Below are 26,610 nucleotides of genomic sequence, written 5' to 3'. Positions count from 1 at the left end.
CCGAGCGTATAAAGTGGCATCACAGTTAATAACATGGTGTCACTAATGCGGTTATCACAATATTTTATCCCTACTCTAAAAGAAACTCCTTCCGAAGCGCAAATTGCATCCCATCGTTTAATGCTACGGGCTGGTATGGTTAATCAAGAAACCAGTGGTATTTATACTTGGCTCCCTCTTGGTTTGCGCGTTCTTGAGAAGATCCAAAAAATCGTTTGCGAAGAGCAAGACCGTATCGGCTGTCATAAAGTCTTAATGCCAACCATTCAACCCGCTGAGCTGTGGAAAAAATCAGGCCGGTATGAAGCTTATGGTAAAGAAATGCTTCGCATTACGGATCGGCACGAGCGGGAAATGCTGTATGGGCCAACCAATGAGGAGGTTATTACAGATGTGGTGGCACAGTACGTAAAAAGTTATCGGGCTTTGCCACTCGTTCTTTACCAAATTCAATGGAAATTTCGTGATGAAATCCGCCCCCGTTTTGGTGTTATGCGCGGACGGGAATTTTTAATGAAAGACGGGTATTCTTTTGATTTATCCTATGAAGCAGCGACAGACACGTACAAAAAGATTTATGAATCGTACCTTCGGACATTCCGCCGCATGGGGCTTACTGCCATTCCCGTTCGGGCTGACACAGGGGCGATTGGCGGAGACCTCTCCCATGAGTTCCAAATTGTGGCGCCAACAGGCGAAAGCACAATATACTATGACGGGAAGTTTGATAGCCTTTCTGCGGCTGACATGACTTTTGATATTGCCAGTAAACTGTATGCTGCGGCAGATGAGATGCATAAAGCGGATGAATGCCCCATTCCTGCGGATCACTTGAAAACAGCCCGAGGAATTGAGATCGGCCACATCTTTTATTTTGGCACAAAATACTCTGAACCATTGGGTGCAAAGGTCACCACACCGGACGGCCAGACAATTCCCTTAGAAATGGGATCCTATGGCATTGGTGTGTCCCGTTTGGTCGGCGCTATTATTGAAGCTTTCCATGATGATAAAGGAATTATATGGCCCGAAGCAGTTGCTCCGTTCAAGGTTGGGTTAATTAACTTAAAGGTTGGGGACATTAAGATAGACACCTTAGCCGAGGGGTTGTACACACAACTTAGCAACAAAGGTATTGAAGTCCTTTATGATGATCGTGATGAACGAGCCGGCACAAAGTTTGCCGATATGGATCTCATAGGTCTACCCTGGCAAATTGTTCTCGGCAATCGCACCGTCGAAACCGGTATGGTTGAATTGAAAAACCGTAAGACTGGCGAGAAAATTGAAGTCGCATTAGACCAAATTGCCGATAAAGTTTGCTAAATAAAGGGGGGAAATTCTTCCCCCCATTCTCTATACCAACAATCTGAAGATATTCAGATACACAGACTATCGACACATTTACAATATCTTAACCCCCATCGAATATACTCATAGTAGGGATCATACCGTTGGACTTTACGATGAGTACTATATTTGTCTATATACTAGGGGCTTTAAAAAGACTAATCACTCAAAGAAATCTTCGGTTTGATATTCTATCTAGCTTTTTCATTATTCAAGTCCTAACGGCAAGCTCAATTGTCTATTACACTTATACCAATAATTCTGAATCCATCTTAGAATTATCTCAAAAAATGATGGATGACTTAAGTGAGTCAAAAATCGACAGAATTCGCACGCGCTTTGAGGGTGTCCAAACAGCCGTTTTAATGGGATCTTATATTTTAAAAAGTTCGAATGAAATTTCCACAAGCAATAAAATCTTATTAGATTACAGTGTTGCTGTGGTTAGACAATATCCCTTTATTGAAAGCATTTTCATGGGAACAGAGGATGGAAAATTCTTTCAAATCAAAATTTTACCGCCTAATTCAACTTATAGATCAAACCAACGGTTACTTCCTAAAAAAGCAAAAATTGCCATTAGAGCTATCGAAAGAAACGGCCTATCGACAAAGGAAACCTGGTCTTACATGGATAATGACTCCCGAATACTGGAGGTAGAAGAACTTCCCCCCTCGCAAATTCTTTACAACCATAAGGTCAGAGAATGGTACCAACGGTCCCTACAAACGCGCAGCCAAATATGGACAAACATTTATATATTTTCAACAACCGGCTTACCGGGGGTTGCTAATGCCGTTCCTTTAAGTACTTATAACGGCCAATATTTTGGTGTTATTGGCTCTGATATCCCCTTGGATGGATTTGCGGAAATCCTCAAAAACATCCACTTCGAAGGCGTTTCTATGATTCTTACCAAAAAAGGGGAAATTGTAGCGTCTCCTTTTGAAAATAGTCCAGCAAAAGTCTCTCTTACCAATCCGGATGCTCAGTTAAAAACGGTTAAAGACTTAAGCAATAAATTGCCGGCTGAAGCATTCCGTTTATATCAAATCAATAACAAAAATAAATTCATATTTAGCTATGAAGATCAAACCTATATTGCATCCTTCAAAGACTACGACCCTGTGGTCTTCAAAGATTGGTTATATGTCATTATTATGCCGATTGACAACTTAATAGGCCAAATAAAGGAAACTCAACAAAATACCTTACTCATTAGCTTTGTGATTTTGATGCTATCTATCCTCTTTATTACTTATCTGGCCCATCGCGTGTCAAAACCTATTATTCAATTGTCGCAACAAGCCAATCGAATATCAGGATTTGATCTCACCTACCCTGACCAAGTCCGATCGGGCATTCAAGAAATCCAACAGCTTCAAACATCAATTAATACAATGCGCGCCAGCCTTGTTTCCTTTGGTAAATTTGTCCCTAAGAAATTAGTCCGAAAATTGCTTGAGAATGGGAACGAAGTTAAGATTGGCGGGAAAAATAAAAAACTAACATTCATGTTTACTGATATTGCTGATTTCACTACCATCAGTGAAACTTACCCAGCAGACAAACTCGTCAACCACCTGTCAGAGTATTTTGAAGAACTAACAGAAATTATCGCTAACACCAATGGAACAGTCGATAAATTTATTGGTGATGCAATCATGTCGTTTTGGGGGGCACCAGCACCGGATAGAGACCAGGCCATGAATGCTTGCAAAGCAGCACTCCTTTGCCAAAAACGCCTTAATGATCTTAACCGCAAATGGAATTTTGAAAAGAAACCCATCTTAATAACCAGAATTGGCGTGCATACAGGGGAAGCCATCGTCGGCAACATGGGATCCACGTGGCGCATGATTTATTCTGCCCTTGGAGACAGCGTGAACTTAGCATCCCGTCTAGAAGGCCTGAATAAACACTATCATACCTCAATTATTATTAGCGAAGATGTGGTGCATCAAATTACTGACCATGCCATTGTTCGCCCTCTTGATATTGTTGCGGTTAAAGGCAAGAAAAAAGGAGTCAAAATTTATGAACTCCGGGCCCTTAAAAATAGTGACCCCTTACTCCTGCCAACCGATGAAGAGATTAATTTTTGTGCAAAGTTTGATCGGGCCGTTACCTTATACCGCGATAAACGCTGGGATGAAGCGATAGAGCAATTTATTAGAATTGAAACGGAGTATGGTAAGGATTTTACTGCCGCTCTCTACATTAATCGCTGTAAGACTTACAAGAAAACTCCACCACCCCATAACTGGGACGGCATCTTTGTTATGAAAGAAAAATAGAAAAATTTGAGACTTTTTTCTTGACTATTCCGGCGCAAAAACGGTATTAATATTGACATGTGGCGGGAATAGCTCAGTTGGTTAGAGCGCGAGGTTGTGGTTCTCGAGGTCGCCGGTTCAATCCCGGTTTCTCGCCCCATTTTATTTCTTCTGAATTAAAGATTCTTCCCCTTTCAATATCCGTCGAATATTATCCATGTGTGTCCAAAATATGAGCAAGTAGATAGCAATCGCTAGAATGGATGCTTCAACCGAGGTATGAATTACTGCTGTATAGATGGGCGCCATAAATAAAGCAACCAGAGCTGCCAACGATGAAATCTTAAAGACTTTAGCAATTACCAACCAAGTTAAAATAATCAAAGCTCCTAACAGCGGGCTGATGGCAAAATAAACACCAAGGGCGGTTGCAACGCCCTTACCCCCTCGAAAGTTTAGCCACACAGGAAAGACATGCCCCACAATGGCGATCAATCCTGTCAAAGCAATATACAGGCTATCGAGGCCTGCATATCGGGCCACCATAACTGGCAGTGCCCCTTTGAGAGCATCTGCCAATAATGTCGCCACAGCCAAGGTTTTGCTTCCTGTGCGTAAGACATTCGTAGCCCCAATGTTCCCAGAGCCAATATCGCGAACATCGCCGCGTCCTGAAAGTTTGACAAATATCAACCCAAAGGGAATTGACCCTAACAGATACGCTAAACCTAGGATAGCATATGCCTCCATCCCTTAATCTCCCAAACAAATTCCTAAACCACGGGCTGTTTTCACCAAAATGTCATCGAGCTGCAAACTTTGGTATCCTTTAACGGCATCAGAAATTGCCACATCAATAACTTGACGATTCTGCCACGCCACCATACGATCAAATTTACCTTGAGCTAGCAGATCAACGGCATAAACACCAAAGGCGGATGCAATAATCCGATCAAGAGCATTCGGTTGGCCACCCCGTTGAATGTGCCCTAAAGAAGTCACGCGGACATCAGCACCCAATTTCTCGGCGATTTTATCCCCGATATAGTGGCCAATTCCACCATAACGGATACGCTCCCATTTCTGCGATACCACGACGGGTTCGCCATTTTCATCTTTAACCGCTTCCGCCACAATGATAAGAGCAAAGTTACGGCTTTCTGTTTTAGAGAGCGATTTAATCTTTTGACAAATAGTGTCAATGCTGTAAAAAATTTCAGGCACCAGAATAACATCAGCGCCCCCAGCAATTCCGGCTGCTATAGCGATATGTCCAGCATCCCGCCCCATAACTTCTAGAACCATAACGCGCTGATGGCTCGCGGCTGTGGGCTGCAAGTGATCCAAAGCGTCCATTGCAGTTTCTACGGCGGTGGAATAGCCAATGGCATTTTCAGTGAGCCCTAAATCATTATCAATGGTCTTTGGGATGGCAACCAAGTTAATGTTCCCCTTTTGGGCTAACCTTTGCAGAATATCTAAACTACCATCGCCCCCTATCCCAATCAGAGCATCGAGACCCAATTCTTTATAGCCTGCAATACATTCATCCGATCGATCTGTTGTGCCATCAGCGCCAGGAAAAGCAAAGGGGTTAGCCTTGTTTGTTGTCCCCAGCATCGTTCCACCAGCCCTTAACATGGCTGTATCGCACATTCCACGGCTAAGGTGTCGATACTGTAACGGCCGATTAATCAAACCAGTCGTCCCATTACAAACACCGTATACCTCCCAGCCGTACTCTCCGGTGGCTCGATGCACAATAGCTCGAACAGCTGCATTTAACCCAGCGCAATCACCGCCACTCGTTAAAACACCTATTTTTTTTATCAAGAGCACCCCCCTCTTCACTTTAAGCTAAAAATTTTATCGTCAGTTCGGTAATCTTCAGTTAACTTTAAGGTACCATATTTGCTGTCCCCGAGGCATCAAGTTTCATAAGGGATAAGGATGTATTTTTGAATACATCTCGCCCGTATGTCTAAGATTAGATCGCTGTGGGCATCTAAAATTTTATTCATTGAGCAGAAAAAGTAAAAAGAAGTGGTCGCAATAAGTGGCGATTACGTGTGAGATGAGATAATCATTCCGTCATAACCGGGCTCCACACCCTCTGGGCACCGACTCAATGCCACCTCATAATCCATACACTGATTCATGTGAGTAAAAATTGCACGCCTGGGTTTGAGTTCCTCAATAATTTGTATGGTTTCATCAAATTTCACATGCGTCAGGTGATCATCAAACATCAGACAATCAACAATAAAAACATCTAAGCCTTTTAATTTCTGCAACTCAAGGGGTTCAATACGTTTAAAATCAGTACAATAGGCAAAATCCCCAATCCGAAACCCCCAAGACGTCATCACAGTATGATCCAATTTAATGGGAAGAATATCAATTCCACAAACTTTAAAGGTATTATTAGCAAATACATGAGGTTTTATGAAGGCTTGGTACGGCCCAAATTCTGGAGCATTAAAGGCATAAGTAAATGTCTGACGCAACGATTCTAGAGTTTTTGAATCTGCATAAATAGGCACGGGCTGCTTTTGCTTAAGATGAAAATGGCGTAACTCATCCAAACCAAAAATATGATCCGCATGGCTGTGGGTATAAAGCACTGCATCCAGCTTACTAATTGGATATTCTAATACTTGCTGACGAAAATCCGCGCCTGTATCAACAACAATATTAACACCATTGATTTCAATATGAATACTCGCCCGCTTACGATGATTCTTTGGATTAGTACGATCGCTATCACCCCAATCACCTGTAATTAAGGGAACGCCACCCGATGATCCAGAACCCAGTATCGTTATTTTCATGATGGGCGCCTCGCTCTCTTAAATAAATTAAAAAAATTATCCGTGGTTTGAACCGCTACTTCTTTAAGGCTAATCCCCTTTAACTCTGCCACCATCTCAGCTGTGTGCAGCGTAAAAGCAGGTTCATTCCGCTTACCGCGGTGCGGGATGGGCGCTAAGAAAGGAGCATCCGTTTCAACAAGAATCTTGTCTAACGGCACATATTTAACGACTTCACGCAACTCTTCTGCCTTTTTAAAGGTGATAATTCCAGAAAAAGAGATTAAGTATCCTCGCGCAAGCCCTGCCTTTGCCATATCGAGCCCACCGCTAAAGCAATGAAAAACGCCTTGGGTACCCCTGTATCTGTCCATACAGGCTAGTGTATCCGCGTCGGCATTCCGCGTATGAACAACGACCGGGAGATCTAGATCTTTTGAGGCATCTAAATGGATTTCAAAAGATTCAATTTGTTCGGACATAGGGCTGTTATTATAGTAATAATCTAACCCAGTTTCCCCGAGCCCTACAACCTTAGGGTGCTGAGCCAACTCAAGAAGCTGGTGTTTTAAGTCAGTCGAAGCATAATCCTGAGCATCATGTGGATGGACACCAACAGTACAAAATATATTGGAATAACCCTCTGCAATTGCCTGAATCTCACGTGCTTCAGTCAAGCGAGTATTAATCGTGAGCATTGTGGCGATCCCATTAAGCTTTGCGCGATGCAAAACAGCTGGCAAATCTTCTTTGAATTCTGGGAAGTTAAGATGGCAGTGGCTATCTACAAGCATTTCAGGCAATCATTTAAGTTTTTGACAGAATACCACAAATAACTGCTACCATCAAATTTTGGTTATGCAGCTTTTTTTAAGGCAGCTGGCTTCACTGTATCTTTAAAAATAGGAGACGCCTTAAAACTAATAACGCTCCGGGCTGTAATTTTGGCTTCAATACCTGTGCGGGGATTACGACCTATACGTTCAGTTTTCTTGCGAACATTAAAGGTGCCAAAGCTTGAAATTTTGACGCTATCGCCCTTAGCCAAGGTTTTGGAAATGACATCTAGAACAGATTCCAGAACATCAGACGCAACAGGTTTGGGAACCGAGAGATTCTCTGTAATACTATTAACCAAATCTGCACGGGTGATGGTGTTATTCGCCATTTCTATTTTCCTCCTTCGTTTTCCATCTTATTTACGACATTAAAGTCGAAAAATCAACGATTAAAATGGATAATCCTTGAGATACAAATATTTCAACCTGCTGTTACGCAAAATAATCCACTTTACCAGGTAAAAGACAATGCCAATCGGTAGCCGCCATTATAAAAACATAAAAATGTATTTTTTTCAACAATTTATTTATAAATAATCTTTTCTGGCTAAATCTCTTTCACAAAATTTTAACTGTGGAGAGGAGATGTACTTTCTCACGGTTGAGAAAGAGTAAAATTTAGGCTGCTAGCATCTTATACAAAAACCTCTTTTCCAGCCTATGAAAATTACCTCATTCTGGCCTTGAGCCGGAATCCATTCCTGTCTCTAGTTACTAACCAGCTTTAAACAGATCGAGCTGGGATAAAGTCATACAGTTCTTAAACCATAGACATGGTTTCCAGCTCATGCAGCGCTTGCCAGGACAGACAGAAGTGCATAATAAAACTCCTTTTTCTGAATAAGCGTAACAAGATCCGAAATTTCGAGATGGCTAGCAGCTAGTCAGAAAAAGGAAAAGGAAAGCTTAGGACCAATTGCTATAAATCTACATCATCCACAAGACTAGCATTTTCATAGATAAAATTATAGCGAGCCTCTGGATTTTTCCCCATCAGACGATCAACGAAATTTTCTAGCTCTTCATCGGGCAAAATCACCACACGCTGTAAGGTGCGTTTTTCTGGATTCATGGTTGTATCACGCAGCTGCGCCGGCAACATTTCCCCTAATCCCTTAAAACGGCCCACATCAACCTTTGCAGCATTTTTAAAGTTCGCCTTAATTAAACGATCTTTTTCAACATCATTTTGAGCATAAACTGTTTTGCCGCCATGAGTAATTCGATAAAGTGGTGGCTGCGCCAAATAAACATTGCCATTATCAATAATGGGGCGCATTTCACGGAAGAAGAACGTTAGCAAAAGAGAGGCAATATGGGCGCCATCCACATCCGCATCCGTCATAATAACCACCTTACCATACCGCAATTTTTCTGGCTTACAATCTCGTCCAAAGCCGCAGCCCAACGCTAAGCCCAGATCAGAGATTTCCTGATTGGCCCGCATTTTATCCAAGCTTGCAGAGGCCACGTTTAAAATCTTTCCTCGCAAAGGTAAAATAGCCTGGGTGTTACGATTTCGGGCTTGTTTGGCAGATCCCCCCGCCGAATCACCCTCAACCAAAAAGATTTCGCATTGATCCGCATCATTCGAGGTACAATCAGCCAGCTTTCCTGGTAATCGCAGCCGCTTTGTTGCACTGGCGCGGGCAACCTCTTTAGCTTGACGCCGCCTTAAACGCTCATCAACTCGGTATAAAATATGCTCAAGCAGAGCGCTAGCATGCTGGGGATAGCTGCCCAACCAATGATCAAAACGGTCTTTAACCGCTGTATCCACCAGTTTAGTCGCCTCAACGGAGACAAGCTTTTCTTTAGTTTGGCCTTGAAATTGCGGTTGCGAGATAAAACATGACAACACAATAGCCGCCGATCCACAAACGTCATCCGCTGTAATTTGGCCAACACGGCGATTCCCTATGCGCTCCGCATATTCCTTTAATGAACGGGTGATTGCTTGGCGAAATCCAGATTCATGCGTTCCCCCTTGAGGTGTTGGCACGGTATTACAAAAGGTGGCATACCATCCTTCTTCTCCAGGAGCTGTCAACCAGGTAATCGCCCATTCGACCTTTCCAGAACCGCCCGCAAAAACCGCCTCACCCGCAAAAATATCATCCGCAAATGTTTCTTGATCAGCGACGGCTGCTTGCAAAAAATCTTCCAGCCCTTTCGGATAATGAAGTTTTGCTGATTGAGGGACTGTGGAATTTTCCGATAAAAGCGATGGATCACACCACCAATTAATTTCTACGCCTTTGAATAGATAAGCCTTCGACTTTGCCATCTGATAGAGGGTGGATGGTTTAAAAGAAATATCTCCAAAAATTTCTGGGTCCGGTTTAAAACGCACAATTGTTCCGCGCCAATTGGTCAGCCCCTCGTCAGCGGTTAACGGTGAGGTAGCCTTACCTTGAGAAAAACTCTGTCGCCAAGCTTGACGAGAGCGCGCCACCTGAACCTCCACCATTTCTGATAAGGCGTTCACCACAGAGATACCAACACCATGCAACCCGCCAGAGGTTTCATAGACATTGCTGTTAAATTTTCCACCCGAGTGAAGAGTTGTAAAAATAACCTCAAGAGCTGATAGTTCTGGAAATTTAGGATGTGGATCAGTCGGAATACCCCGACCATTATCTTTAATAGCAACAATATTGCCAGCTTCTAAACGGATATCAATACGGTTCGCATGGCCCGCCACCGCTTCGTCCATGGAGTTATCTAAAACTTCCGCGACGAGGTGATGCATGGCCTTTTCATCGGTGCCACCAATATACATTGCCGGGCGCTTACGAACAGGTTCTAAGCCTTCAAGGACTTCAATATCCTTAGCAGTATAATCAGACTTGGCAGCCCCTGCTGCCTTTTGGCCAAACAAATCAGACATCATCCACAACAAAATAAAAGTTAGGTTTTCTCAAGATATACCCCTCATCATCTAAAAACCAGTATTTTAGACCTGAAATTCGAGCATTTTTTTTCAATTCAAATTTTTGCCGTTAGCTTGGTTCTTTCCCCAAAAACTTTGAGGTCAAAAAACAAAAAATCCTCGGATAAAAACTGACTTTTGGATTATGAGGGATATATGCCCCTAAAACCCACAGTTTTCAAGCCTTTGGACAATTGAAACCAAAATTAACGTCACAGTAATTTTAGTGTACCCCGCCTGCCACTATTACACAAGCCTTGAAATATTGCGGAATATTATATCCTAAAGTGGGTCCTTAGGATATTTTCGCGAATGATAAAAACGACTGAAAAATTACTTATGAAACGGCACCGTCAAGTTAACCTAGGAAGTGATGAGCGGGTGTAGTAGTTTTGGGCAAAAGGTTTAAAGGGTTGGAATATGGCATTATCAGCCGCTCCGCGTCGTCATCGGTTTCCTATTTCTATTATTAGTCAGGCTGTATGGATTTATCATCGGTTTAATAACAGCTATCCAGATATTGAGGAGCAAATAGCTTCCTGAAGAATTCTTGTTAGCTGTGAGACAATTCGATCTTGGAGCATCAAATTTTCAAGCCATTTCAGAAACGTCATCAAAAAACGAGAGAGGAGACCTTCTGATAAGGGGCACATTGAGGAAATGACTGTGAAGATCAAGGGAGAGATGTTTATCTTGTGGCGTGCAGTCGATTCTAGTGGATATGAATTGGATGTCTTTTTTCACAAGCGCCGGAATAAAAAAGTGGCAATTAGGTTTTTAAGGCGGTTGTTGATGAACTACCCTAACCCCAGAGTCATTGTCATGGACAAATTGAAAAGTTACCGAAAACTAATATAGATTATGTGTCGGGACACCAAACATCGATCTCATAAGCGGTTAAACAATCGTGTTGAAAACGCTCCTCAGCCGACACGTCCCAAAGAGAAATATCTGATTAAGTTTAACTCACCGCAGGGGGTACAGAGAACATTAGCCCTTATGGGAAAAGTTCGTAATCTTTTTGCCGTGGAGGTGGGACGATATTTGAAAAAAGCCACCGAAAGAAAAGATGCTTTTAGGGCCGCCTGAACCCTCTGGTCTGAGGCGGCTCAAGAGCTCCTTTGCATCTAATTAGTCCAATTATACACATCTTTACTATCTACAAAAGTTAACTTGACGGTGCCGTTATTTATTCTCGATCCACTCGCCGTTAACTTCCTTAACGTCTGCCAATACTGTATATTCGTCCAAGGCCTTCTGGGCGCGCTTGAGTGCTTTTTGTGGCGTTTCACTAGGCCTGAGAGCCACAGCATATTGCGTACATACCAAATCAAATGGGCCGGAATAGGCTCTGAAATAAACGACATCTTCTCTTCCTTTTTGCTGATAAATAAGAGCGGCTTCAGCCATAGTATAATGGTCGTATTTTTCAACGCGCATTTTTAAAATCTCTATAGCACCAGCATTTACTTTCAAATCCTCAACCATAATTTTCAGCAGAGTATCGGCCTGGAGCGCTTTTCCAACAATAATATTCGCGGTTAATATCTCAGACCAGTTAAATTGGTCATCACCTCGGGGGATAAATTCAAGCAAATGGCTTGAGCCATCTAAAGGTTGTAGGGGTTTAAAGTCCTTAGGAACTTTTAAGATAAGCTTAACTTGATGGCTATCTGGTCCATGAATCTGTAGGTGGTTAACAGGGAGACTCACGGTTAGTCCGGCATCCTTTGGTAGCTTAAGTTTATCAGAAGGTTGCCTCTTGTTTGACAAAGATGTTTCCGCAGCAGCGGCATTGAAGGCGCAGGTAACTAATCCCAAATAAAACAATGCTAACCTTGTATTTTTCTTTATATGCATAATATTTTTCTTAAATAAGCATGGTTCTATTCTTATATATAGGGAGTAAAAAGATAAATTCAAGAATTAAAAAAAGAAGGGTCCTGTTGCAGGCCAGGGCAATTGCATAAAAATCTTTTTTAACGCAGTGTGCAAGTTAATCTAAGAACTTGTCTGGGAAAAAGAAAATGGTCGCTTTGACTCATCAAAAATCCCAGAATAAAAAATCCGCAATTAGGTTTTTAAGCCGGTTAGTGGGGAACCACCCTAATCCCAGAGTAATTGTCACGGACAAATTGAAAAGTTACCGAAAACCAATATAGGTTATGTTCCGGGATACCGAACATGGATTACATAAGCGGTTAAACAATCGTGTTGAAAACGCTCCTCAGCCGACACGTCCCAAAGAGAAATATCTGATTAAGTTTAACTCGCCGCAGGGTGTACAGAGAACATTAGCCCTTATGGGAAAAGTTCGTAATCTTTTTGCCGTTGAGGTGGGACGATATTTGAAAAAAGCCACCGAAAGAAAAGATGCTTTTAGGGCCGCCTGAACCATCTGGTCTGAGGCGGCTCAAGAGCTCCTTTGCGCCTAATGAGGCTAATTAAACACATCTTTACCATCTATAAAACTTAACTTGACGGTGCCGGATTTCATAGAAATCCTCAATTCTGATAATAAGCCTGGGGCTGTGAAAAAAGAGTTTTAAATTAGTGCAACAACTTATATCTGCAACCACAGCACCAGGATTAGCGTTATGTCGTTTGGTTTATTAAAGTGGCAAAAAATGCTATTTTGAGTTTGAAGACAGCAAGGATGGTAAGATAAAACTTACCATTCTTTAAAAACTAGATATGGATTGCTTTGCTATAAGTTGCCATAGCTGCTTCTTTCAAAGCCTCTGAATGGGTTGGATGTGCATGGCAGGTGCGAGCAATATCTTCTGAGGACGCACAGAATTCCATGGCAAGGGTCGCCTCAGCGATCATGTTACCCGCTTGCTCTCCTATAATGTGAACTCCTAACACTTTGTCCGTTTTTGCATCGGCCACAATTTTAACAAACCCTGTGGTGTCACCTGTAGCTTTAGCGCGACTATTAGCTAAGAAGGGGAATTTCCCAATTTTGTAAGTAAGCCCTTGCTCTTTTGCCTGATCTTCAGTAAGGCCAACACTGGCAACTTCTGGCTGTGTATAAATTACACTTGGGATAGCGTCATAATTAACATGGGCCGTCTGTCCCGCCAAATATTCCACAACCGCAATGCCTTCTTCTTCGGCTTTATGGGCCAACATTGGACCAGGAATAACATCGCCAATAGCAAAAATGTTGGCAACAGACGTTTGATAATGTGTATTAACGGTTACAAAACCACGCTTATCCGTCTCAATTCCAACACTTTGTAGTCCTAAACCATCAGTATTAGGACGACGACCGGTCGCAACCAGCACCTTATCACACGTAATGATTTCGGGCATGTCGGTTGTATCGGAATTTGCTGGCATCACGTGCAGCGCTAATTCCTTTGGTTGTTTGACAATGTTAACAACCTTACGGCCGAGCCTAAATACGATTCCTTGAGCCACTAAGCTTTTTTGAAAAGCGGTCGCCACTTCGGAATCGATACTGGGCACAATTCTATCAAAATACTCAACCACGGTAACGGCTGCGCCCAAACGAGCCCAAACGGAGCCCAATTCAAGGCCAATGACGCCGCCCCCAATAACAACCAGATGTTTTGGAACTTTTTCAAAATCCAAAGCGCCGGTGGAGGTTACAATATGTTCCTCATCAATGTCAATATTGGGTAAAGTCGCCGATACAGAACCCGTGGCAATTAGAATACTCTTCGTTTCCAATGTTGCGCCACCTTCAATTTGAACTTGGGTGGACGATTTAATGGAGGCAGAACCATTAATAAAAGTCACACCATTTTTCCGGAATAAAAATGCCACACCTTTTGTGAGCTCTGTCACAACATTGGTCTTGCGCAGCTGCATTTTCTTGATATCAATTTTGACATCAACTATAATACCGTGATTATCGAAATGCTCGCGCGCTTCCCAGTATTTATGAGAGGAAGTTAGCAAGGCCTTGGAGGGAATACATCCTATATTCAAGCACGTTCCACCAGCCATAGAGCGCTTGTCTACACAGGCCACCTTCATACCTAACTGGGCGGCTTTAATGGCAGCTACATATCCCCCTGGCCCTGCCCCGATGACGACTAAATCAAACTGTTCTGACATTGTATTTCCTTACTTTATGATCAAGATTTCATTCATCAGCGCCTTAAACATCCAATAGTAAACGTTCTGGGTTCTCAATATTTTCCTTAATGCGAACCAAGAAGGTTACCGCTTCGCGACCGTCGATTAAACGATGGTCATAGGACAATGCAATGTACATCATGGGACGGATAACAACTTGACCATTGATGGCAACGGGGCGGTCCTGAATTTTATGCATGCCCAGAATACCAGTTTGAGGAGAATTTAGGATGGGCGTTGACATCAAAGATCCAAAAATACCACCGTTCGATACGGTAAAGGTGCCTCCGGTCATTTCATCTATGGTCAGCTTACCATCGCGGGCCTGCGTGCCTAAACGGCTAACTTCCTTTTCAATGCCAGCAAAACTCAATTGATCAGCATCGCGCACCACGGGGACAACGAGACCTTGAGGGGCAGAAACCGCCACACCGATGTCATAATAGTTCTTATAAATGATTTCATCGCCATTGATTTCAGCATTGATTTCTGGGCTTTGTCTTAACGCTTGTATCGCAGCCTTCACAAAGAAGGACATAAAGCCGAGCTTAACACCGTGCTTTTTTTCAAATGAATCCTTGTATCGATTTCGTATATCAAAAACAGCTGTCATATCGACTTCGTTAAAGGTTGTCAAAATTGCGGCTGTATCTTGAGCGTGCTTTAAGCGCTCGGCAATACGTTGACGTAACCGTGTCATCTTCACGCGCTCTTCCCGACCTTCACTATTGCGAGCAACTGCTTGATGTCTGGCAGGTGTCTCAAGGTGATTAATAACATCACCTTTGGTTACTCGTCCGTCTTTACCTGTGGGAGTAACGGAGGACAGATTAACATTTTTTTCTTCTGCAATTTTGCGAACGGCTGGACCATTTTCATCAGCAACTTTAGCTGTCAAAACCTTCTCTTCTACCACAGTAGTTTTTGCAGCCACCCGTTCAGCTTTCTCTTCTGGTAGAGCCGCACTTACAGCAGCTTGGGCGCCCACCTCCACCACGCCAAGCATCTGTCCTACCTTAACAGTGGCGCCTTCGGGATGGTGAATTTTGGATAAAACCCCACTGGCCGGAGCGGTAACTTCTAGTGTTACCTTATCTGTTTCTAATTCCACAAGAATTTCATCGACCGTAACGGCTTGCCCTTCCTTTTTAACCCAGCGCGCAACGGTTGCTTCACTGACTGATTCACCCAACGGTGGAACTTTAATTTCCTTATGCTCTGCCATTCCCTCTACTCCAAATTTACGTTACAAATATCTTTAACTAACTTCTTTTAGCTGGGTGCCGCGAACGCCCAACGCCTGATGAACTAAGGCTTTTTGCTCACTTTCATGGCGGCTCGCGTTGCCGGTTGCAGGAGATGCTGCCTCGACTCGACCTGCATATTTAAAGCGTGTTGATCGTGCCTCCATTCCCTCTAACAATCGTTCTAGACGACGATCAAGGAAGAACCATGCTCCCATATTTTCCGGCTCTTCTTGGCACCAAATAAATTCGGCGCGGCTCGCATATGGCTTTAAGGTCTCAATCAAATGCTTTTCAGGTAATGGGTAATATTGTTCCAAGCGGATTAAGGCCACATCATCCAAGTGTTGTGCCTCACGTTCTTGATAAAGTTCGTAATAAACCTTACCGCTGCATAAGATTACCCGATTAACTTTATCTTTCTTAACCGTTGTATCTTCAATGACAGGCTTAAAGGTCGTTGCTTCAAGCATATCTTCAATTTTCGACACGGCTAGTTTGTGACGCAACAAAGTTTTCGGTGCGACAACAATCAGCGGTTTGCGCGTCTTACTAATAATCTGACGGCGTAAGGCGTGGAAATAGTTAGCCGGTGTTGTACAGTTAACCACGCGCATATTGCTTTCCGCACACAGCTGTAAATAGCGTTCAACGCGGCAAGAAGAATGCTCTGGCCCCTGCCCTTCATATCCATGCGGCAATAACATCACAAGTCCAGATAACCGCTGCCATTTATGTTCAGCAGCTGAAATAAATTGGTCAATAATAACTTGGGCACCGTTAGCAAAGTCCCCAAACTGTGCTTCCCACAGTACCAAGGCATAGGGATCAGCCAAGCTATAACCATATTCAAATCCCAGGACTGAGGCTTCTGCTAACGGACTGTCCACAATACTGAATATGGCCTGATCTTCTGAAAGGTTATTGAGAGGCAAATACTTGCGTTCTGTTTCTTGATCCACCCAAACAGCATGACGGTGAGAAAACGTCCCGCGTCCTACATCCTGACCGCTCAGGCGAACCCGCTTCCCTTCCATGAGCAAACTTCCAAAGGCCAAGGCTTCCCCGCAAGCCCAATCCAGATTTTCGCCAGCTTCCAACGACTCTTGTTTTGCTTTTAAAACGCGTTGGAGACGACTGTTAATTTTTAAGTCGGCAGGCACCCGCGTTAAAACTTCCGCGATCTTTTCTAAATGCTCGACTTTTGCGCCTGTCTTAGGAACCATATCCTCTTCATCGTTGACCAATTTAGGAGACTTAATATCTTTCCAAGCCCCTTCCAGCCACTGAGGTTTAGAAATTAAGAACCTTGTCTTCTTTTCATCAAGGGTTTCAAAAACTTGACGCAGGCCATTTTCATAATCATCAACCAGTTCTTTAACCTGCACATCCGTTAACAGGCCATTTTCCACTAATTTTTTGGAATAAATCTTAAAGGTTGAAGGATGATCGTTAATATGACGATACATGGCCGGCTGAGTAAAACTCGGTTCATCAATTTCATTGTGCCCATTCCGACGATAACAAATAAGGTCCAGCACCACGTCCATGGCAAATTGACGGTGAAAATCGACAGCCAATCGCATGGCCCAAACCACAGACTCTGGATCATCAGCGTTCACGTGAAAGATCGGCGCTTGAATCGACTTAGCAATATCAGAACTATAAGGGGAACACCGCGAAAGGGGTGGACTGGTGGTAAACCCAATTTGATTGTTAATAATAACGTGAATTGTCCCGCCGGTGGTATAGCCCTTAAGGCCTGACAAATCTAATGTTTCTGCAACAAGGCCCTGTCCCGCAAAAGCCGCATCGCCATGCATCAAAACAGCAACAGTTCGACGCCGGGACGCATCGCCATGCGTGTCTTGCTCAGCCCTAACCTTCCCTAAAACCACCGGATTCACGGCCTCAAGGTGAGAAGGATTCGGCATCAAACTTAAATGAATATCTCTTCCACGGACTTCACGTTTTACCGAGTACCCTAAGTGATATTTAACATCGCCACTCCCCTGGAAGGATTCAGGATCAACGTCCCCCCCTTGAAAGTAAGCGAAAATCTCTTCATTGGGCTTTTTAAAAATGTTCGATAAAACGTTCAATCGTCCGCGATGCGCTGTTCCAATAACGATCTTATCAACACCTTCATCAGCTAACCGATCCACCATGGCGGTCAAAGCGGGAATTAGGCTCTCCCCACCTTCTAACCCAAATCGCTTTACACCCGGGTATTTAACTTGCAAAAATCGCTCAAATGAATCACCGGCAATCAAGTTTTTCAAGATTTCAAGACGATCTTCATTATCAACGCGTTGATCTGATGACGTATTTTCTACCCGTTCTTGAATCCAACTTTTCTGATCGGGATGCTGGATGTGCATGAACTCAATACCAATCGTATTACAGTAAACAGCCTTCAGTTTATCATAGACTTCCTGAACTGTCGGCGTTTCCATCCCTAAAACATTATCAACAAAGACGGTGTTTTGCATATCCGCCGCCGTGAAACCATAGCTTTGAGGTAAAAGTTCCGTATGATCCAATCTATTATCTAATCCCAAGGGATCAAGCTTCGCATTCAAATGGCCACGCACACGATAAGAACGAATTAACATTAAAGTTCGGATAGAATCACGAATAGTCTCTGGCGTTACGGGAGATCCAGAATAATTAGACGCCGTCAAATTCTGGCGAGAGGCAGATTTTCCCCAAATCGGTGGTCGATCATCCTGAATTAAACCTGCCCTCAAGGATGGATCCAGCTGATCAAAGAAGCGACGCCATTCCTCATCAACCGAGGATGGATCTTGAGCATACATTTGACATAAATCAATAATGTAAGGGGCATTAGCACCACTCAGAAAACTTTCGGGATCAATAGTACGCGTCATTTGTTATCCTGTTTTTCTACTTCATTCAAATTTTCAACAAAAATTCTTTTCTGTTCTTCACGATATTGAGGCATCGCTCTTTCTTCAGGGGAAAGATCTTCTAACCGTTTAAGATTTTCCCATACAAACCGTGTCAAAACCAATTTTGCATCAGTTGAAATCAACTTTTTTTCATGCAAGACCGCAAAAACTTTGGCAACGGTATCTTCTGAATCAATCTTTATTTTAGCTTCTTTTTGTAACCAAATAATTAAATTGCGGGCCCAAAAATAATAACTGTAGTTTGGTTCAATGCGACCGGATTTAAATTTTCCCCATACCCGCAAAGCATCTGCATGAATAATGGGAGATTTAGCTTGAGAGGCAGCCATAGCTTCCATAACAACAGTGTCGGTTACTTCTATCTGTTCGGATGCTGATACACCAGGCTTATCATCGGTAGGATTGGATGAAGAGGCGCACAAACCATGGGAAAGTAAGGCAAATAAAGAAAGGGATGCAAGCGATAATAAATAAATCTTGCCGGCACTTTTAATCAATGTGAATAGATTGCTGCGCTGACTTTCAACCGCCCCGCCCATACAAGGACGAGTCAAAGCTGCCTTATATAATATCATCCTATACCCCCCCTCTGCCAAAATTCTCTCTGGCTCTGCTTCTCGTGTCAGAGAGCAGAGTCCATCGTCCATCCCTTTCGATTATGCATTAGCCGCCTTTGACAATGTCGCCGCCTTATCATTCTTCATGGCGCGCACCATGGTTTCACCCAACGTCGCGGGCGAATCAGCAACATCTACCCCGACGCGGCGTAAGGCTTCCATTTTTTCAGCAGCACTGGCGCCGGCGCCGGCAATAATTGCACCAGCATGTCCCATCCGACGGCCGGGCGGTGCTGTTACACCTGCAATAAAGGCAACAACGGGTTTATAACGTCCCTTGGCATATTGATGGGCGATATAGTCAGCCGCAGCTTGCTCATCATTTCCCCCAATTTCACCAATAAAGAGGATACCTTCTGTCTGAGCGTCGTCCCAGAACATCTCAAGAACGTCTGTAAAGTTCATGCCACGGACAGGGTCTCCCCCGATTCCCACACACGTCGATTGTCCTAAGCCCGCTGCCGTGGTTTGGGCTACGGCCTCATAGGTCAATGTACCTGAACGGGAAACAATACCAATCTTGCCGGGTTTGTGAATAAAACCAGGCATAATACCAATTTTGCATTGAGCCGGCGTGATAATACCGGGACAGTTAGGGCCAATTAAACGGCTCTTCGTCCCCTCAAGGGCGCGTTTAACCTGCACCATATCCATAACCGGTATGCCTTCTGTAATACAGACGATCAACTCAATACCAGCATCTGCTGCTTCAAGAATTGAATCTGCCGCATAAGGTGCCGGCACATAAATAACTGACGCGGTGGCGCCTGTCTTTTTGACGGCATCACCAACGGTGTTGAAAACAGGTAATCCTAAATGCTCAGTTCCGCCCTTACCGGGTGTCACGCCCCCAACCATTTTGGTTCCATAGGCAATGGCTTGTTCCGAATGGAATGTTCCATTTTTGCCTGTAAATCCCTGACAAATAACTTTTGTATTTTTATCGACAAGAATAGACATTATGCAGCCTCCTTTATTGCGGCTACAACCTTGGCTGCTGCCTGGGTCAAATCGCCCTCAGAAATAATTTTTAAACCAGACTCATTCAGAATCTTGCGGCCCTGCTCCATATTCGTTCCCTGCAAGCGAACAACCATCGGAACATTAAGCTGGATATCCTTTGCCGCCGCAACAATGCCCTCAGCAATCACATCACATTTCATAATGCCACCAAAAATATTCACGAGCACAGCCTTAACATTCTGGTCAGCGAGAATCAGCTTAAAGGCCTCGGACACCCGCTCTTTTGTGGCACCCCCACCTACATCCAGGAAATTAGCAGGCTCACCGCCGTGAAGTTTAATGATATCCATGGTTGCCATCGCCAAGCCAGCGCCGTTTACCATGCAACCAATAGTCCCATCAAGCTTCACATAATTTAATTCATGCTTGTGTGCTTCGGTTTCTGCCGGATCTTCTTCAGCGAGGTCGCGCAATGATTCAATATCAGGATGACGGAACAAAGCATTATCATCAAAGGAGACCTTGGCATCTAAAACAATCAGATTACCCTCTTTGGTCACAACCAACGGATTAATTTCAATCTGAGTGCAATCCAATTCACAGTAAGACTTGACCAACGCTTCGGCCAGTTTAAGCATTTGTTTCTGCGCATCACCCTCTAATCCTAAGGCATAGGCCAATTTACGGCCGTGATAGGATTTATAGCCTGTGGAGGGATCAAAGCTAAATTGAATAATCTTTTCAGGCGTTTTTGCTGCAACTTCTTCGATATCCATACCACCGGCTTGGGAAGCAATCACTGCAACGCGGCCTGAATTACGCTCGAGCACAAGGCTGACATACAGTTCACGGTCGATATTGCATCCAGATTCCACATACACTTTACGAACCACTTGGCCTTTTGGACCTGTTTGGTGTGTCACCAACGTTAATCCTAAAAGTTTAGTAGCAGCTGCGGATACCTCCTCAACAGTTCTGCATAAAATTACACCACCAGCCTTACCACGGCCGCCGGCATGAATCTGCGCCTTTACCACCCACAGAGAGCCACCTAATTCTTTAGCAGCTGTGGCTGCTTCTTGTACTGTAAAAGCGACCTTACCCGCAGAAACAGGAGCACCATACTTCTTCAGAACTTCTTTTGCTTGATATTCATGAATATTCATCAGTTAAATCCTTTAGCTTGCCTGGGAGGTGATTTTTTGAACGTCAGACACAAGAGTCCGCACCGCCGTAACAGATTTAGTAAATTCGCCTTTTTCTTCAGCTGTGAGCTCTAATTCGATAATCTTCTCAACACCGCCAGCTCCAATTACGACAGGGACGCCCACATACACATCTGTAACGCCATATTGACCTGTCAACCACGACGCACAGGGCAAGATGTGTTTCTTGTCAAATAAATAGGATTCAGCCATGGCAATTGCTGAGGCTGCAGGGGCATAAAAAGCAGAGCCCGTTTTTAAGAGGTTGACAATTTCAGCCCCACCATTCCGGGTCCGATCTACAATTTCATCAACTTTAGTTTGACTAATGGCCCCCCGGTCAACCCAGGTGGTCAGCGAAATTCCAGAAATAGTTGTATAGCGCGGCAATGGTACCATGGTGTCTCCATGACCTCCCAGCACAAAAGCTTGAATATCATGGGTAGAGACACCCATCGCTTCGGCTAGAAAATGTTTATAACGACCGCTATCCAAAATTCCTGCCATCCCCACAACCATATGATGAGCCAAGCCAGACTCTTCGCGCATGACCCAAACCATAACATCAAGGGGGTTTGTAATAACGATTACAAAGGCTTTCGGACAATATTTTTTAATGTTGGTGGCAACCGTGCGAATAACGCCAGAATTGATTAACAACAGATCATCACGGCTCATGCCTGGCTTTCTGGCAACGCCCGCTGTCACGATAACGACATCAGCATCTTTCAGGGATGAATAATCATTACTACCCTCAATCCGGGCATCAATTCCATCCACGGCCATGGCTTGTGAGAGGTCCAAAGCCTTACCCTGAGGAATTCCTTCTGCGATATCGATTAAAACGATGTCGCCTAACCCCTTAAAGGCTGCAAGGTGAGCCAAGGTGCCGCCAATATTTCCACTTCCAACGAGAGCTATCTTTTTGCGTGACATATCTTGCCTTTCTGTCAATTAAGTCAATATAACTGAGTCTGTTGCTGACAAACTCTCTACCAAAAACTGTCCACCACGGTTTAGTCCTTCTCCATTGATACTATGACCTAAACCGTGACTTGTATATGTAGCAGGAGTAATACTAAATTTCTGTAAATTTCTTACAGCTTCTACAAACGCCAGATACGGAACCACCGTATCCATGTCACCATGAGCAAGAAAAATCTTCGGATAAGGGGCTTTGAGCAGATTGCCAATTGGCGGATAAAATGCCCCAGAGTACCCCACAACAGCTTTAACCCCTTGTAAATGGAACATAATATCGAGAGCCATCATTGTCCCTTGAGAAAAACCCACTAAGCAAAGGTCCGCCGGTGTCAGATTCCGTTCATGTAACCAAATTTTCAATTGTTTAACAATGATGGGGGTGGCTCGATCAAGCCCAGCGCGAATATTGAAAGGAGAGAAATCTTGTAACCCAAACCACTGATACCCAAAACCCATTTCACAGGGTTCAATGGCATTCGGTGCAATAAATTCAGCAGTTGGCAAAAGGTCGGCCCAGTAGTCTGCAATGTCTATTAAATTAGCACCATCCGCCCCATAACCATGAAGAAAAACAACCAATTGCTCTGGCTTTTCTCCGCTTTTGGGAGATACAGTGGGACCAACCAACACGATCACAAAAATCCTACTAAAATAAGAGATAACTAACTGTAACTTGTTCTGCAGCTGCCTTCAAGAAAACATTCAAAGTTCATAAAATTTTTTCAAATAGTTTACTTTTTCCCGGCTCTTCGGCCGGGAACTCGAAGCGACAAGCGATTCTTTATGGGATGTCGAGTTGCCGGGTCGCCCTTCGGTTGCCAGGAAAAAGGGAAATTTTGTCAAGAATTGAGTTATTCCCTCATGCCGGGCTTGCCCCGGCATCCATGCCTCTCTTTTTGAAACAATATGGCTTTCTCACAGCTATATCTTCCTGAACCTCGATGTCATCAAAACATAGGAATAGATTCCGGCTCAAGGCCGGAATGAGGAAGAGTGATTAAACCCTTTACAAATCTCTCCCTTTCTCGGCCGAAGAGCCGGGAACTCGAAGCGACAAGCGATTCTTCATGGGATGTCGAGACCCCGGATCAAGTCGGGGGAATGGACCTTTTTTTATTGGAGGTTTGTGGTAAAAAAGTGCTCTCTATTAATACTTTATTGGATAAATAAGTCGACTATAATGTACAAGCTTCCTTATACAGCCCTAGCCTATCTTGCTCACAATAATACAGCAGACCAGAATCCTTGACGAAAAATTCAGAATTTCAAAAATTATATAATAAAGCGTTCAATAAGGGCTTCAAAAATTTACAAATTTACTTCTTCGACCGGAACGCCAGGAAGGTGTTTAGAAGTTCGAACGACCAATTTGCTCTTTACATTTCTGACGTTCGGCGTAGAGGTTAATTCATTGGACAAGAATCGTTGATATTCATCCCAATTACGGGCGACGATTTTTAACAGAAAATCGGCATCCCCCGCAACCATATGGCATTCTCTGACAAGTGGCCAATCGGCAATTCTGGCTTCAAAAGCTCGCAAATCACTCTCATTTTGGCTATGAAGGCCGACCTGAGCAAAAACAGCAACCCCGAACCCTAAAATAGAAGGACTTACATCGGCATGATAACCTCGGATAACGCCCGCTTCCTCTAATCCACGGACACGCCGCAAACAAGGTGGTGCAGAGATTCCAGCCCTTCGAGCTAGCTCAACATTGGTCAAACGACCATCTTTTTGAAGATCACTAAGTATTTGTAAATCGATTTCATCTAAATTCGACATGGCAGGGGCTGTCAGTTAATTAAGTTATTGATGGCTATAAGTAATAGCACTCCCTGTTTTAAAAACAAAACAAATTCGACTAAAAAAATAAAGAATCTTTTCATTCCGTGGTACGAAGACCACATATTTAAACCTTTGATAACTCTTTTTTAACTTCATTTTAACAGCTTTTGCCTAACACTGTAAGCATATAAATAAGCCAGAAAGTGGGAAGTATCAATGAAGGCACAAGCCACACAAAAAATTATACTTGCCTATTTGGGATTGATAACCTTCAGCCAGTCAACGCAGTTTGAAAAATTAAGTGTAGCCCAAACCATTGAGAGTACCACCGTAACACTGCGCGCTAATATTCCGACCGCCTATAGTCAGCCGCGGTTAACAAATTGTATCAGTAGAGGGACCAGTTTAAGCTGCGACATGCAGACTAAAAATCTCGAAACAAGTCTTTTGAGTGTAGAAGGACTTGTGCCCCACATTATATCGGTTACGCTGCCTTATCGAGCGGATGTATGGCAAGTAAATATCAACTATCATGGCCACTATTATAAAACCGGTGGTTAAGTGATCCATCATAACCATTTTTTAACGCCGTAATGATATATTTATTGATAGAATTTGTGTGACTTTTCGCCCTTTAACCCTAAAGAGACTTTAAGTAAATGAAGCGCATCATTTATCTGTCCTTATTTATCAGCACAATAACCACCATTGTGGCGGCTATCTTATATTTAATTCCTAATCCAAACCAAGTGGTTTGGTTCAAAAAGGGCACAGAGATTCTGCTGTTGATGTTTTCGACATGGATCCTCTTAAGACTGCTCAATCGTTTTATTTGGCCTGGCATTCGTGAAAATTTTAAACTCAAAATTTCCCATCTTTTTATTGTCATTGTGAATATATTAATTGTCTTTACCTTAGTATTTGTTATTACAGTAGGAACCCTTGGCCTTGACGTTAATGCTATTATTACGGCCAGCGGCCTTATTACAGCTGGCCTTGCCATTGCACTTCAAGGTCTCGTCGGAGATGTAGCTGCGTCTATTATTATTGATTTAGATAGACTTTATAAAATTGGAGACTGGATTAAGCTCGACGACGCTATAGAAGGAAAAATCACCGACATTGGATGGCGCCACACCGAACTCTTGACGCTCACCAACACTAAAATCATTATTAATAACGGTCGCGTCCTCGCGACTGCCATTCAAAACTTTGGCCAAGGTAGGGCCTGGGCTGTTGATGAGTTTCAGATTTCTATTAATCATGATATTCCATCCCATCGCGTACAACGTATTGTGGAAACCGCTTTGCATCGCCACAGCACAGCGCGTCAGTTCTATGCTGAAGTTCTTGCTCGCACCCTGGATGCAGGCGGCGTCAATTACTTTGTCCGTTATGGCCTTGCAAATCAGGAACAGCGTTGGCAAACTCGTCACAGCATTATTGATGCGTTGCGGCAAGAGCTTCACGCTTATGACTTAAGAATATCCGAAGGATTGGGTGAGTATGGAATTGTCCGAGGCAATCAGCCGTTGGTCGAAAAAGAGTTCTCTGAGCAGCAACAACACCTACAACGATCCAATTTATTCCAAGGATTTTCTGACCACCAACTACAGAAAATTATAGCCCTCTCCCGCCCCACTTTTGTGCCTGCAGCAACCCCCATTATCCATAAAGGAGACAAAGACAGAGCACTCTATATTATAGGCGAAGGGACCGTTGAAATTCTTCTCACTGATCAACAATCAAGACTCCTTTATAGTGGCGATTACTTTGGTGAACAGGGATTCCTTTTGGGTAAATCAAGAACTGCCGATGTTATTGCTAAAACAAATGTTTTACTTTACAGGTATTCCAAAACAGAATTAGAGCCCATCCTAAAACTTTACCCAGACGCTTTACATCAAATGCTCCAACTTATGGTGAGCCGATCCAAGGAAATGGAAGAAGCCATCACTCAGTCCCAGCAAACATCAAAACATGAAACTCTTGAAGAAATTATTATTAAAACTGTCAAAGAATTTTTATCGGCTTGAAATGAGAACCTGCGTCACTTTCGAGATAGTCCGGCCTTGACACGGATCCCTTCCTTGAGTCTAGATGGTGATTGCTAAAGATAAATTAAATAGGACTTAACATGAAACATCTAACCGTGGTCGCCCTGGCTTTAGAAAATGATGGCGGCGAAATTTTAATTGTACAACGTCCCGAAACAACTTATTATCCCTTTTATTGGGAATTTCCAGGCGGGAAAATTGAACCAAATGAAACACCCGAACAAGCCCTCTGCCGCGAGATTTTTGAAGAAATTGACCTTATAATCAATGTTGGTGATCTAACCCCCCTTCGCTTTGCCACCCATCTCTATCCTCATGCCCATGTGACGATTCTTTTGTTTTCCTGTAAAAAATGGACGGGCGAGATTAAGTTAAAAGAAGGACAGCCTGGCTATCAATGGGTGAAAGCAAACAAAATCAAAGACCTAAAAATGCCTGAGGGAAATTATAAGATTTTAGATGTTTTTTGTTAAGATTTACTGCGATATAATTTTTAAAAGAA

The 26,610-nt window shown here is 43.4% G+C and carries 25 protein-coding genes and 1 tRNA gene; 10 read left to right on the top strand and 16 right to left on the bottom strand.

Features of this window, described 5'->3' with window-relative positions; genetic code table 11:
• Positions 1-45 precede the first annotated feature (45 nt).
• The 3 genes from proS to ID47_RS01745 all read left to right on the top strand — a co-directional run bounded on the left by proS (position 46) and on the right by ID47_RS01745 (position 3,786).
• Entirely contained in the window at positions 46-1,326 is a 1,281-nt protein-coding gene (gene proS, locus ID47_RS01755; RefSeq protein WP_038463148.1) for a proline--tRNA ligase, read from the top strand.
• A gap of 140 nt (positions 1,327-1,466) precedes the next feature.
• A complete protein-coding gene (locus ID47_RS01750; RefSeq protein WP_038463146.1) occupies positions 1,467-3,647 on the top strand; it encodes an adenylate/guanylate cyclase domain-containing protein in 2,181 nt (726 codons plus the stop codon).
• A gap of 62 nt (positions 3,648-3,709) precedes the next feature.
• Positions 3,710-3,786, top strand: a tRNA-His gene (locus ID47_RS01745).
• A gap of 2 nt (positions 3,787-3,788) precedes the next feature.
• Here the strand turns inward: ID47_RS01745 and plsY are convergent.
• The 6 genes from plsY to parE all read right to left on the bottom strand — a co-directional run bounded on the left by plsY (position 3,789) and on the right by parE (position 10,165).
• A complete protein-coding gene (gene plsY, locus ID47_RS01740; protein WP_038463144.1) occupies positions 3,789-4,376 on the bottom strand; it encodes a glycerol-3-phosphate 1-O-acyltransferase PlsY in 588 nt (195 codons plus the stop codon).
• 3 nt (positions 4,377-4,379) lie between these two features.
• Complete coding sequence (locus tag ID47_RS01735; protein ID WP_084675840.1) at positions 4,380-5,459, bottom strand: ATP-dependent 6-phosphofructokinase; 1,080 nt, start codon at positions 5,457-5,459, stop codon at positions 4,380-4,382.
• Positions 5,460-5,689: 230 nt separating this feature from the next.
• On the bottom strand, positions 5,690-6,457 hold the full coding sequence (locus ID47_RS01730) for an MBL fold metallo-hydrolase (RefSeq protein ID WP_038463139.1): 768 nt from the start codon (positions 6,455-6,457) through the stop codon (positions 5,690-5,692).
• The gene (locus ID47_RS01725) at positions 6,454-7,230 is read right to left on the bottom strand and encodes a TatD family hydrolase (protein ID WP_038463137.1); all 777 of its coding nucleotides are present in this window, start codon (positions 7,228-7,230) and stop codon (positions 6,454-6,456) included. Before ID47_RS01725 ends, ID47_RS01730 begins: the two co-directional genes overlap by 4 nt.
• Before the next feature lie 62 nt (positions 7,231-7,292).
• Positions 7,293-7,604 carry an integration host factor subunit alpha gene (locus ID47_RS01720; protein ID WP_038463134.1) on the bottom strand — a complete coding sequence of 104 codons (312 nt, stop codon included), beginning with the start codon at positions 7,602-7,604 and terminating at the stop codon, positions 7,293-7,295.
• A gap of 590 nt (positions 7,605-8,194) precedes the next feature.
• Positions 8,195-10,165 (bottom strand): DNA topoisomerase IV subunit B, encoded by a 1,971-nt coding sequence (parE, locus tag ID47_RS01715; protein ID WP_038466881.1) that lies wholly within the window; start codon positions 10,163-10,165, stop codon positions 8,195-8,197.
• A gap of 462 nt (positions 10,166-10,627) precedes the next feature.
• On the opposite strand from parE, the gene ID47_RS13620 reads away from it, so the two are divergent.
• From ID47_RS13620 to ID47_RS13390, 3 genes are all read left to right on the top strand, one after another.
• Complete coding sequence (locus ID47_RS13620) at positions 10,628-10,750, top strand: hypothetical protein (RefSeq protein WP_269516651.1); 123 nt, start codon at positions 10,628-10,630, stop codon at positions 10,748-10,750.
• 117 nt (positions 10,751-10,867) lie between these two features.
• A complete protein-coding gene (locus tag ID47_RS13395) occupies positions 10,868-11,065 on the top strand; it encodes a DDE-type integrase/transposase/recombinase (protein ID WP_232223252.1) in 198 nt (65 codons plus the stop codon).
• A 3-nt stretch (positions 11,066-11,068) separates the two neighbouring features.
• Entirely contained in the window at positions 11,069-11,296 is a 228-nt protein-coding gene (locus ID47_RS13390; protein WP_232223251.1) for a hypothetical protein, read from the top strand.
• A 96-nt stretch (positions 11,297-11,392) separates the two neighbouring features.
• Here ID47_RS13390 and ID47_RS01705 read toward each other — a convergent pair whose 3' ends face one another.
• Entirely contained in the window at positions 11,393-12,067 is a 675-nt protein-coding gene (locus ID47_RS01705) for a hypothetical protein (RefSeq protein WP_038463132.1), read from the bottom strand.
• A gap of 305 nt (positions 12,068-12,372) precedes the next feature.
• Between ID47_RS01705 and ID47_RS01695 the strand changes: the two genes are divergently transcribed.
• Positions 12,373-12,600, top strand: a complete 228-nt coding sequence (locus ID47_RS01695; protein WP_051908412.1) for a hypothetical protein — start codon at positions 12,373-12,375, stop codon at positions 12,598-12,600.
• A 295-nt stretch (positions 12,601-12,895) separates the two neighbouring features.
• Here the strand turns inward: ID47_RS01695 and lpdA are convergent, their stop codons facing one another.
• The 9 genes from lpdA to ID47_RS01645 all read right to left on the bottom strand — a co-directional run bounded on the left by lpdA (position 12,896) and on the right by ID47_RS01645 (position 24,048).
• The gene (gene lpdA, locus ID47_RS01690; RefSeq protein ID WP_038463129.1) at positions 12,896-14,296 is read right to left on the bottom strand and encodes a dihydrolipoyl dehydrogenase; all 1,401 of its coding nucleotides are present in this window, start codon (positions 14,294-14,296) and stop codon (positions 12,896-12,898) included.
• 43 nt (positions 14,297-14,339) lie between these two features.
• Positions 14,340-15,542: a 2-oxoglutarate dehydrogenase complex dihydrolipoyllysine-residue succinyltransferase gene (odhB, locus tag ID47_RS01685; protein WP_038463126.1), complete on the bottom strand. Its 1,203-nt coding sequence runs from the start codon at positions 15,540-15,542 to the stop codon at positions 14,340-14,342.
• A 33-nt stretch (positions 15,543-15,575) separates the two neighbouring features.
• Positions 15,576-18,452: a 2-oxoglutarate dehydrogenase E1 component gene (locus ID47_RS01680; protein WP_038463124.1), complete on the bottom strand. Its 2,877-nt coding sequence runs from the start codon at positions 18,450-18,452 to the stop codon at positions 15,576-15,578.
• Complete coding sequence (locus ID47_RS01675) at positions 18,449-19,069, bottom strand: hypothetical protein (protein WP_156956607.1); 621 nt, start codon at positions 19,067-19,069, stop codon at positions 18,449-18,451. The genes ID47_RS01680 and ID47_RS01675 overlap by 4 nt, the downstream gene beginning before the upstream one ends.
• 81 nt (positions 19,070-19,150) lie before the next feature.
• Entirely contained in the window at positions 19,151-20,071 is a 921-nt protein-coding gene (gene sucD / locus ID47_RS01670) for a succinate--CoA ligase subunit alpha (RefSeq protein WP_038463120.1), read from the bottom strand.
• Positions 20,071-21,240 (bottom strand): ADP-forming succinate--CoA ligase subunit beta, encoded by a 1,170-nt coding sequence (gene sucC / locus ID47_RS01665; RefSeq protein WP_038463118.1) that lies wholly within the window; start codon positions 21,238-21,240, stop codon positions 20,071-20,073. The genes sucD and sucC overlap by 1 nt, the downstream gene beginning before the upstream one ends.
• A 12-nt stretch (positions 21,241-21,252) precedes the next feature.
• A complete protein-coding gene (gene mdh / locus ID47_RS01660; protein ID WP_038463115.1) occupies positions 21,253-22,215 on the bottom strand; it encodes a malate dehydrogenase in 963 nt (320 codons plus the stop codon).
• An 18-nt stretch (positions 22,216-22,233) separates the two neighbouring features.
• A complete protein-coding gene (locus ID47_RS01655) occupies positions 22,234-22,899 on the bottom strand; it encodes an alpha/beta hydrolase (RefSeq protein ID WP_198022317.1) in 666 nt (221 codons plus the stop codon).
• A gap of 672 nt (positions 22,900-23,571) precedes the next feature.
• On the bottom strand, positions 23,572-24,048 hold the full coding sequence (locus ID47_RS01645) for an Lrp/AsnC family transcriptional regulator (protein ID WP_038463108.1): 477 nt from the start codon (positions 24,046-24,048) through the stop codon (positions 23,572-23,574).
• Positions 24,049-24,267: 219 nt separating this feature from the next.
• On the opposite strand from ID47_RS01645, the gene ID47_RS01640 reads away from it, so the two are divergent.
• The 3 genes from ID47_RS01640 (at position 24,268) to ID47_RS01630 (ending at position 26,581) form a co-directional block, all read left to right on the top strand.
• Complete coding sequence (locus ID47_RS01640; protein WP_038463106.1) at positions 24,268-24,612, top strand: hypothetical protein; 345 nt, start codon at positions 24,268-24,270, stop codon at positions 24,610-24,612.
• Positions 24,613-24,710: 98 nt separating this feature from the next.
• A complete protein-coding gene (locus ID47_RS01635; RefSeq protein ID WP_038463103.1) occupies positions 24,711-26,087 on the top strand; it encodes a mechanosensitive ion channel family protein in 1,377 nt (458 codons plus the stop codon).
• 101 nt (positions 26,088-26,188) lie between these two features.
• Entirely contained in the window at positions 26,189-26,581 is a 393-nt protein-coding gene (locus ID47_RS01630; protein ID WP_038463101.1) for a (deoxy)nucleoside triphosphate pyrophosphohydrolase, read from the top strand.
• Positions 26,582-26,610: the final 29 nt, after the last annotated feature.

This window comes from Candidatus Paracaedibacter acanthamoebae (assembly GCF_000742835.1).
Classification (GTDB): Bacteria; Pseudomonadota; Alphaproteobacteria; order Paracaedibacterales; family Paracaedibacteraceae; genus Paracaedibacter; species Paracaedibacter acanthamoebae.
This window is presented reverse-complemented; position numbering and strand designations above follow the sequence as displayed.

Coding starts and splice junctions, on each gene's coding strand:
- proS (WP_038463148.1), top strand. CDS start 46: ATGCGGTTATCACAATATTTTATCCCTACTCTAAAAGAAACTCCTTCC.
- ID47_RS01750 (WP_038463146.1), top strand. CDS start 1,467: ATGAGTACTATATTTGTCTATATACTAGGGGCTTTAAAAAGACTAATC.
- plsY (WP_038463144.1), bottom strand. CDS start 4,376: ATGGAGGCATATGCTATCCTAGGTTTAGCGTATCTGTTAGGGTCAATT.
- ID47_RS01730 (WP_038463139.1), bottom strand. CDS start 6,457: ATGAAAATAACGATACTGGGTTCTGGATCATCGGGTGGCGTTCCCTTA.
- ID47_RS01725 (WP_038463137.1), bottom strand. CDS start 7,230: ATGCTTGTAGATAGCCACTGCCATCTTAACTTCCCAGAATTCAAAGAA.
- ID47_RS01720 (WP_038463134.1), bottom strand. CDS start 7,604: ATGGCGAATAACACCATCACCCGTGCAGATTTGGTTAATAGTATTACA.
- parE (WP_038466881.1), bottom strand. CDS start 10,165: ATGTCTGATTTGTTTGGCCAAAAGGCAGCAGGGGCTGCCAAGTCTGAT.
- ID47_RS13620 (WP_269516651.1), top strand. CDS start 10,628: ATGGCATTATCAGCCGCTCCGCGTCGTCATCGGTTTCCTATTTCTATT.
- ID47_RS13395 (WP_232223252.1), top strand. CDS start 10,868: ATGACTGTGAAGATCAAGGGAGAGATGTTTATCTTGTGGCGTGCAGTC.
- ID47_RS13390 (WP_232223251.1), top strand. CDS start 11,069: ATGTGTCGGGACACCAAACATCGATCTCATAAGCGGTTAAACAATCGT.
- ID47_RS01705 (WP_038463132.1), bottom strand. CDS start 12,067: ATGCATATAAAGAAAAATACAAGGTTAGCATTGTTTTATTTGGGATTA.
- ID47_RS01695 (WP_051908412.1), top strand. CDS start 12,373: ATGTTCCGGGATACCGAACATGGATTACATAAGCGGTTAAACAATCGT.
- lpdA (WP_038463129.1), bottom strand. CDS start 14,296: ATGTCAGAACAGTTTGATTTAGTCGTCATCGGGGCAGGGCCAGGGGGA.
- odhB (WP_038463126.1), bottom strand. CDS start 15,542: ATGGCAGAGCATAAGGAAATTAAAGTTCCACCGTTGGGTGAATCAGTC.
- ID47_RS01680 (WP_038463124.1), bottom strand. CDS start 18,452: ATGACGCGTACTATTGATCCCGAAAGTTTTCTGAGTGGTGCTAATGCC.
- ID47_RS01675 (WP_156956607.1), bottom strand. CDS start 19,069: ATGATATTATATAAGGCAGCTTTGACTCGTCCTTGTATGGGCGGGGCG.
- sucD (WP_038463120.1), bottom strand. CDS start 20,071: ATGTCTATTCTTGTCGATAAAAATACAAAAGTTATTTGTCAGGGATTT.
- sucC (WP_038463118.1), bottom strand. CDS start 21,240: ATGAATATTCATGAATATCAAGCAAAAGAAGTTCTGAAGAAGTATGGT.
- mdh (WP_038463115.1), bottom strand. CDS start 22,215: ATGTCACGCAAAAAGATAGCTCTCGTTGGAAGTGGAAATATTGGCGGC.
- ID47_RS01645 (WP_038463108.1), bottom strand. CDS start 24,048: ATGTCGAATTTAGATGAAATCGATTTACAAATACTTAGTGATCTTCAA.
- ID47_RS01640 (WP_038463106.1), top strand. CDS start 24,268: ATGAAGGCACAAGCCACACAAAAAATTATACTTGCCTATTTGGGATTG.
- ID47_RS01635 (WP_038463103.1), top strand. CDS start 24,711: ATGAAGCGCATCATTTATCTGTCCTTATTTATCAGCACAATAACCACC.
- ID47_RS01630 (WP_038463101.1), top strand. CDS start 26,189: ATGAAACATCTAACCGTGGTCGCCCTGGCTTTAGAAAATGATGGCGGC.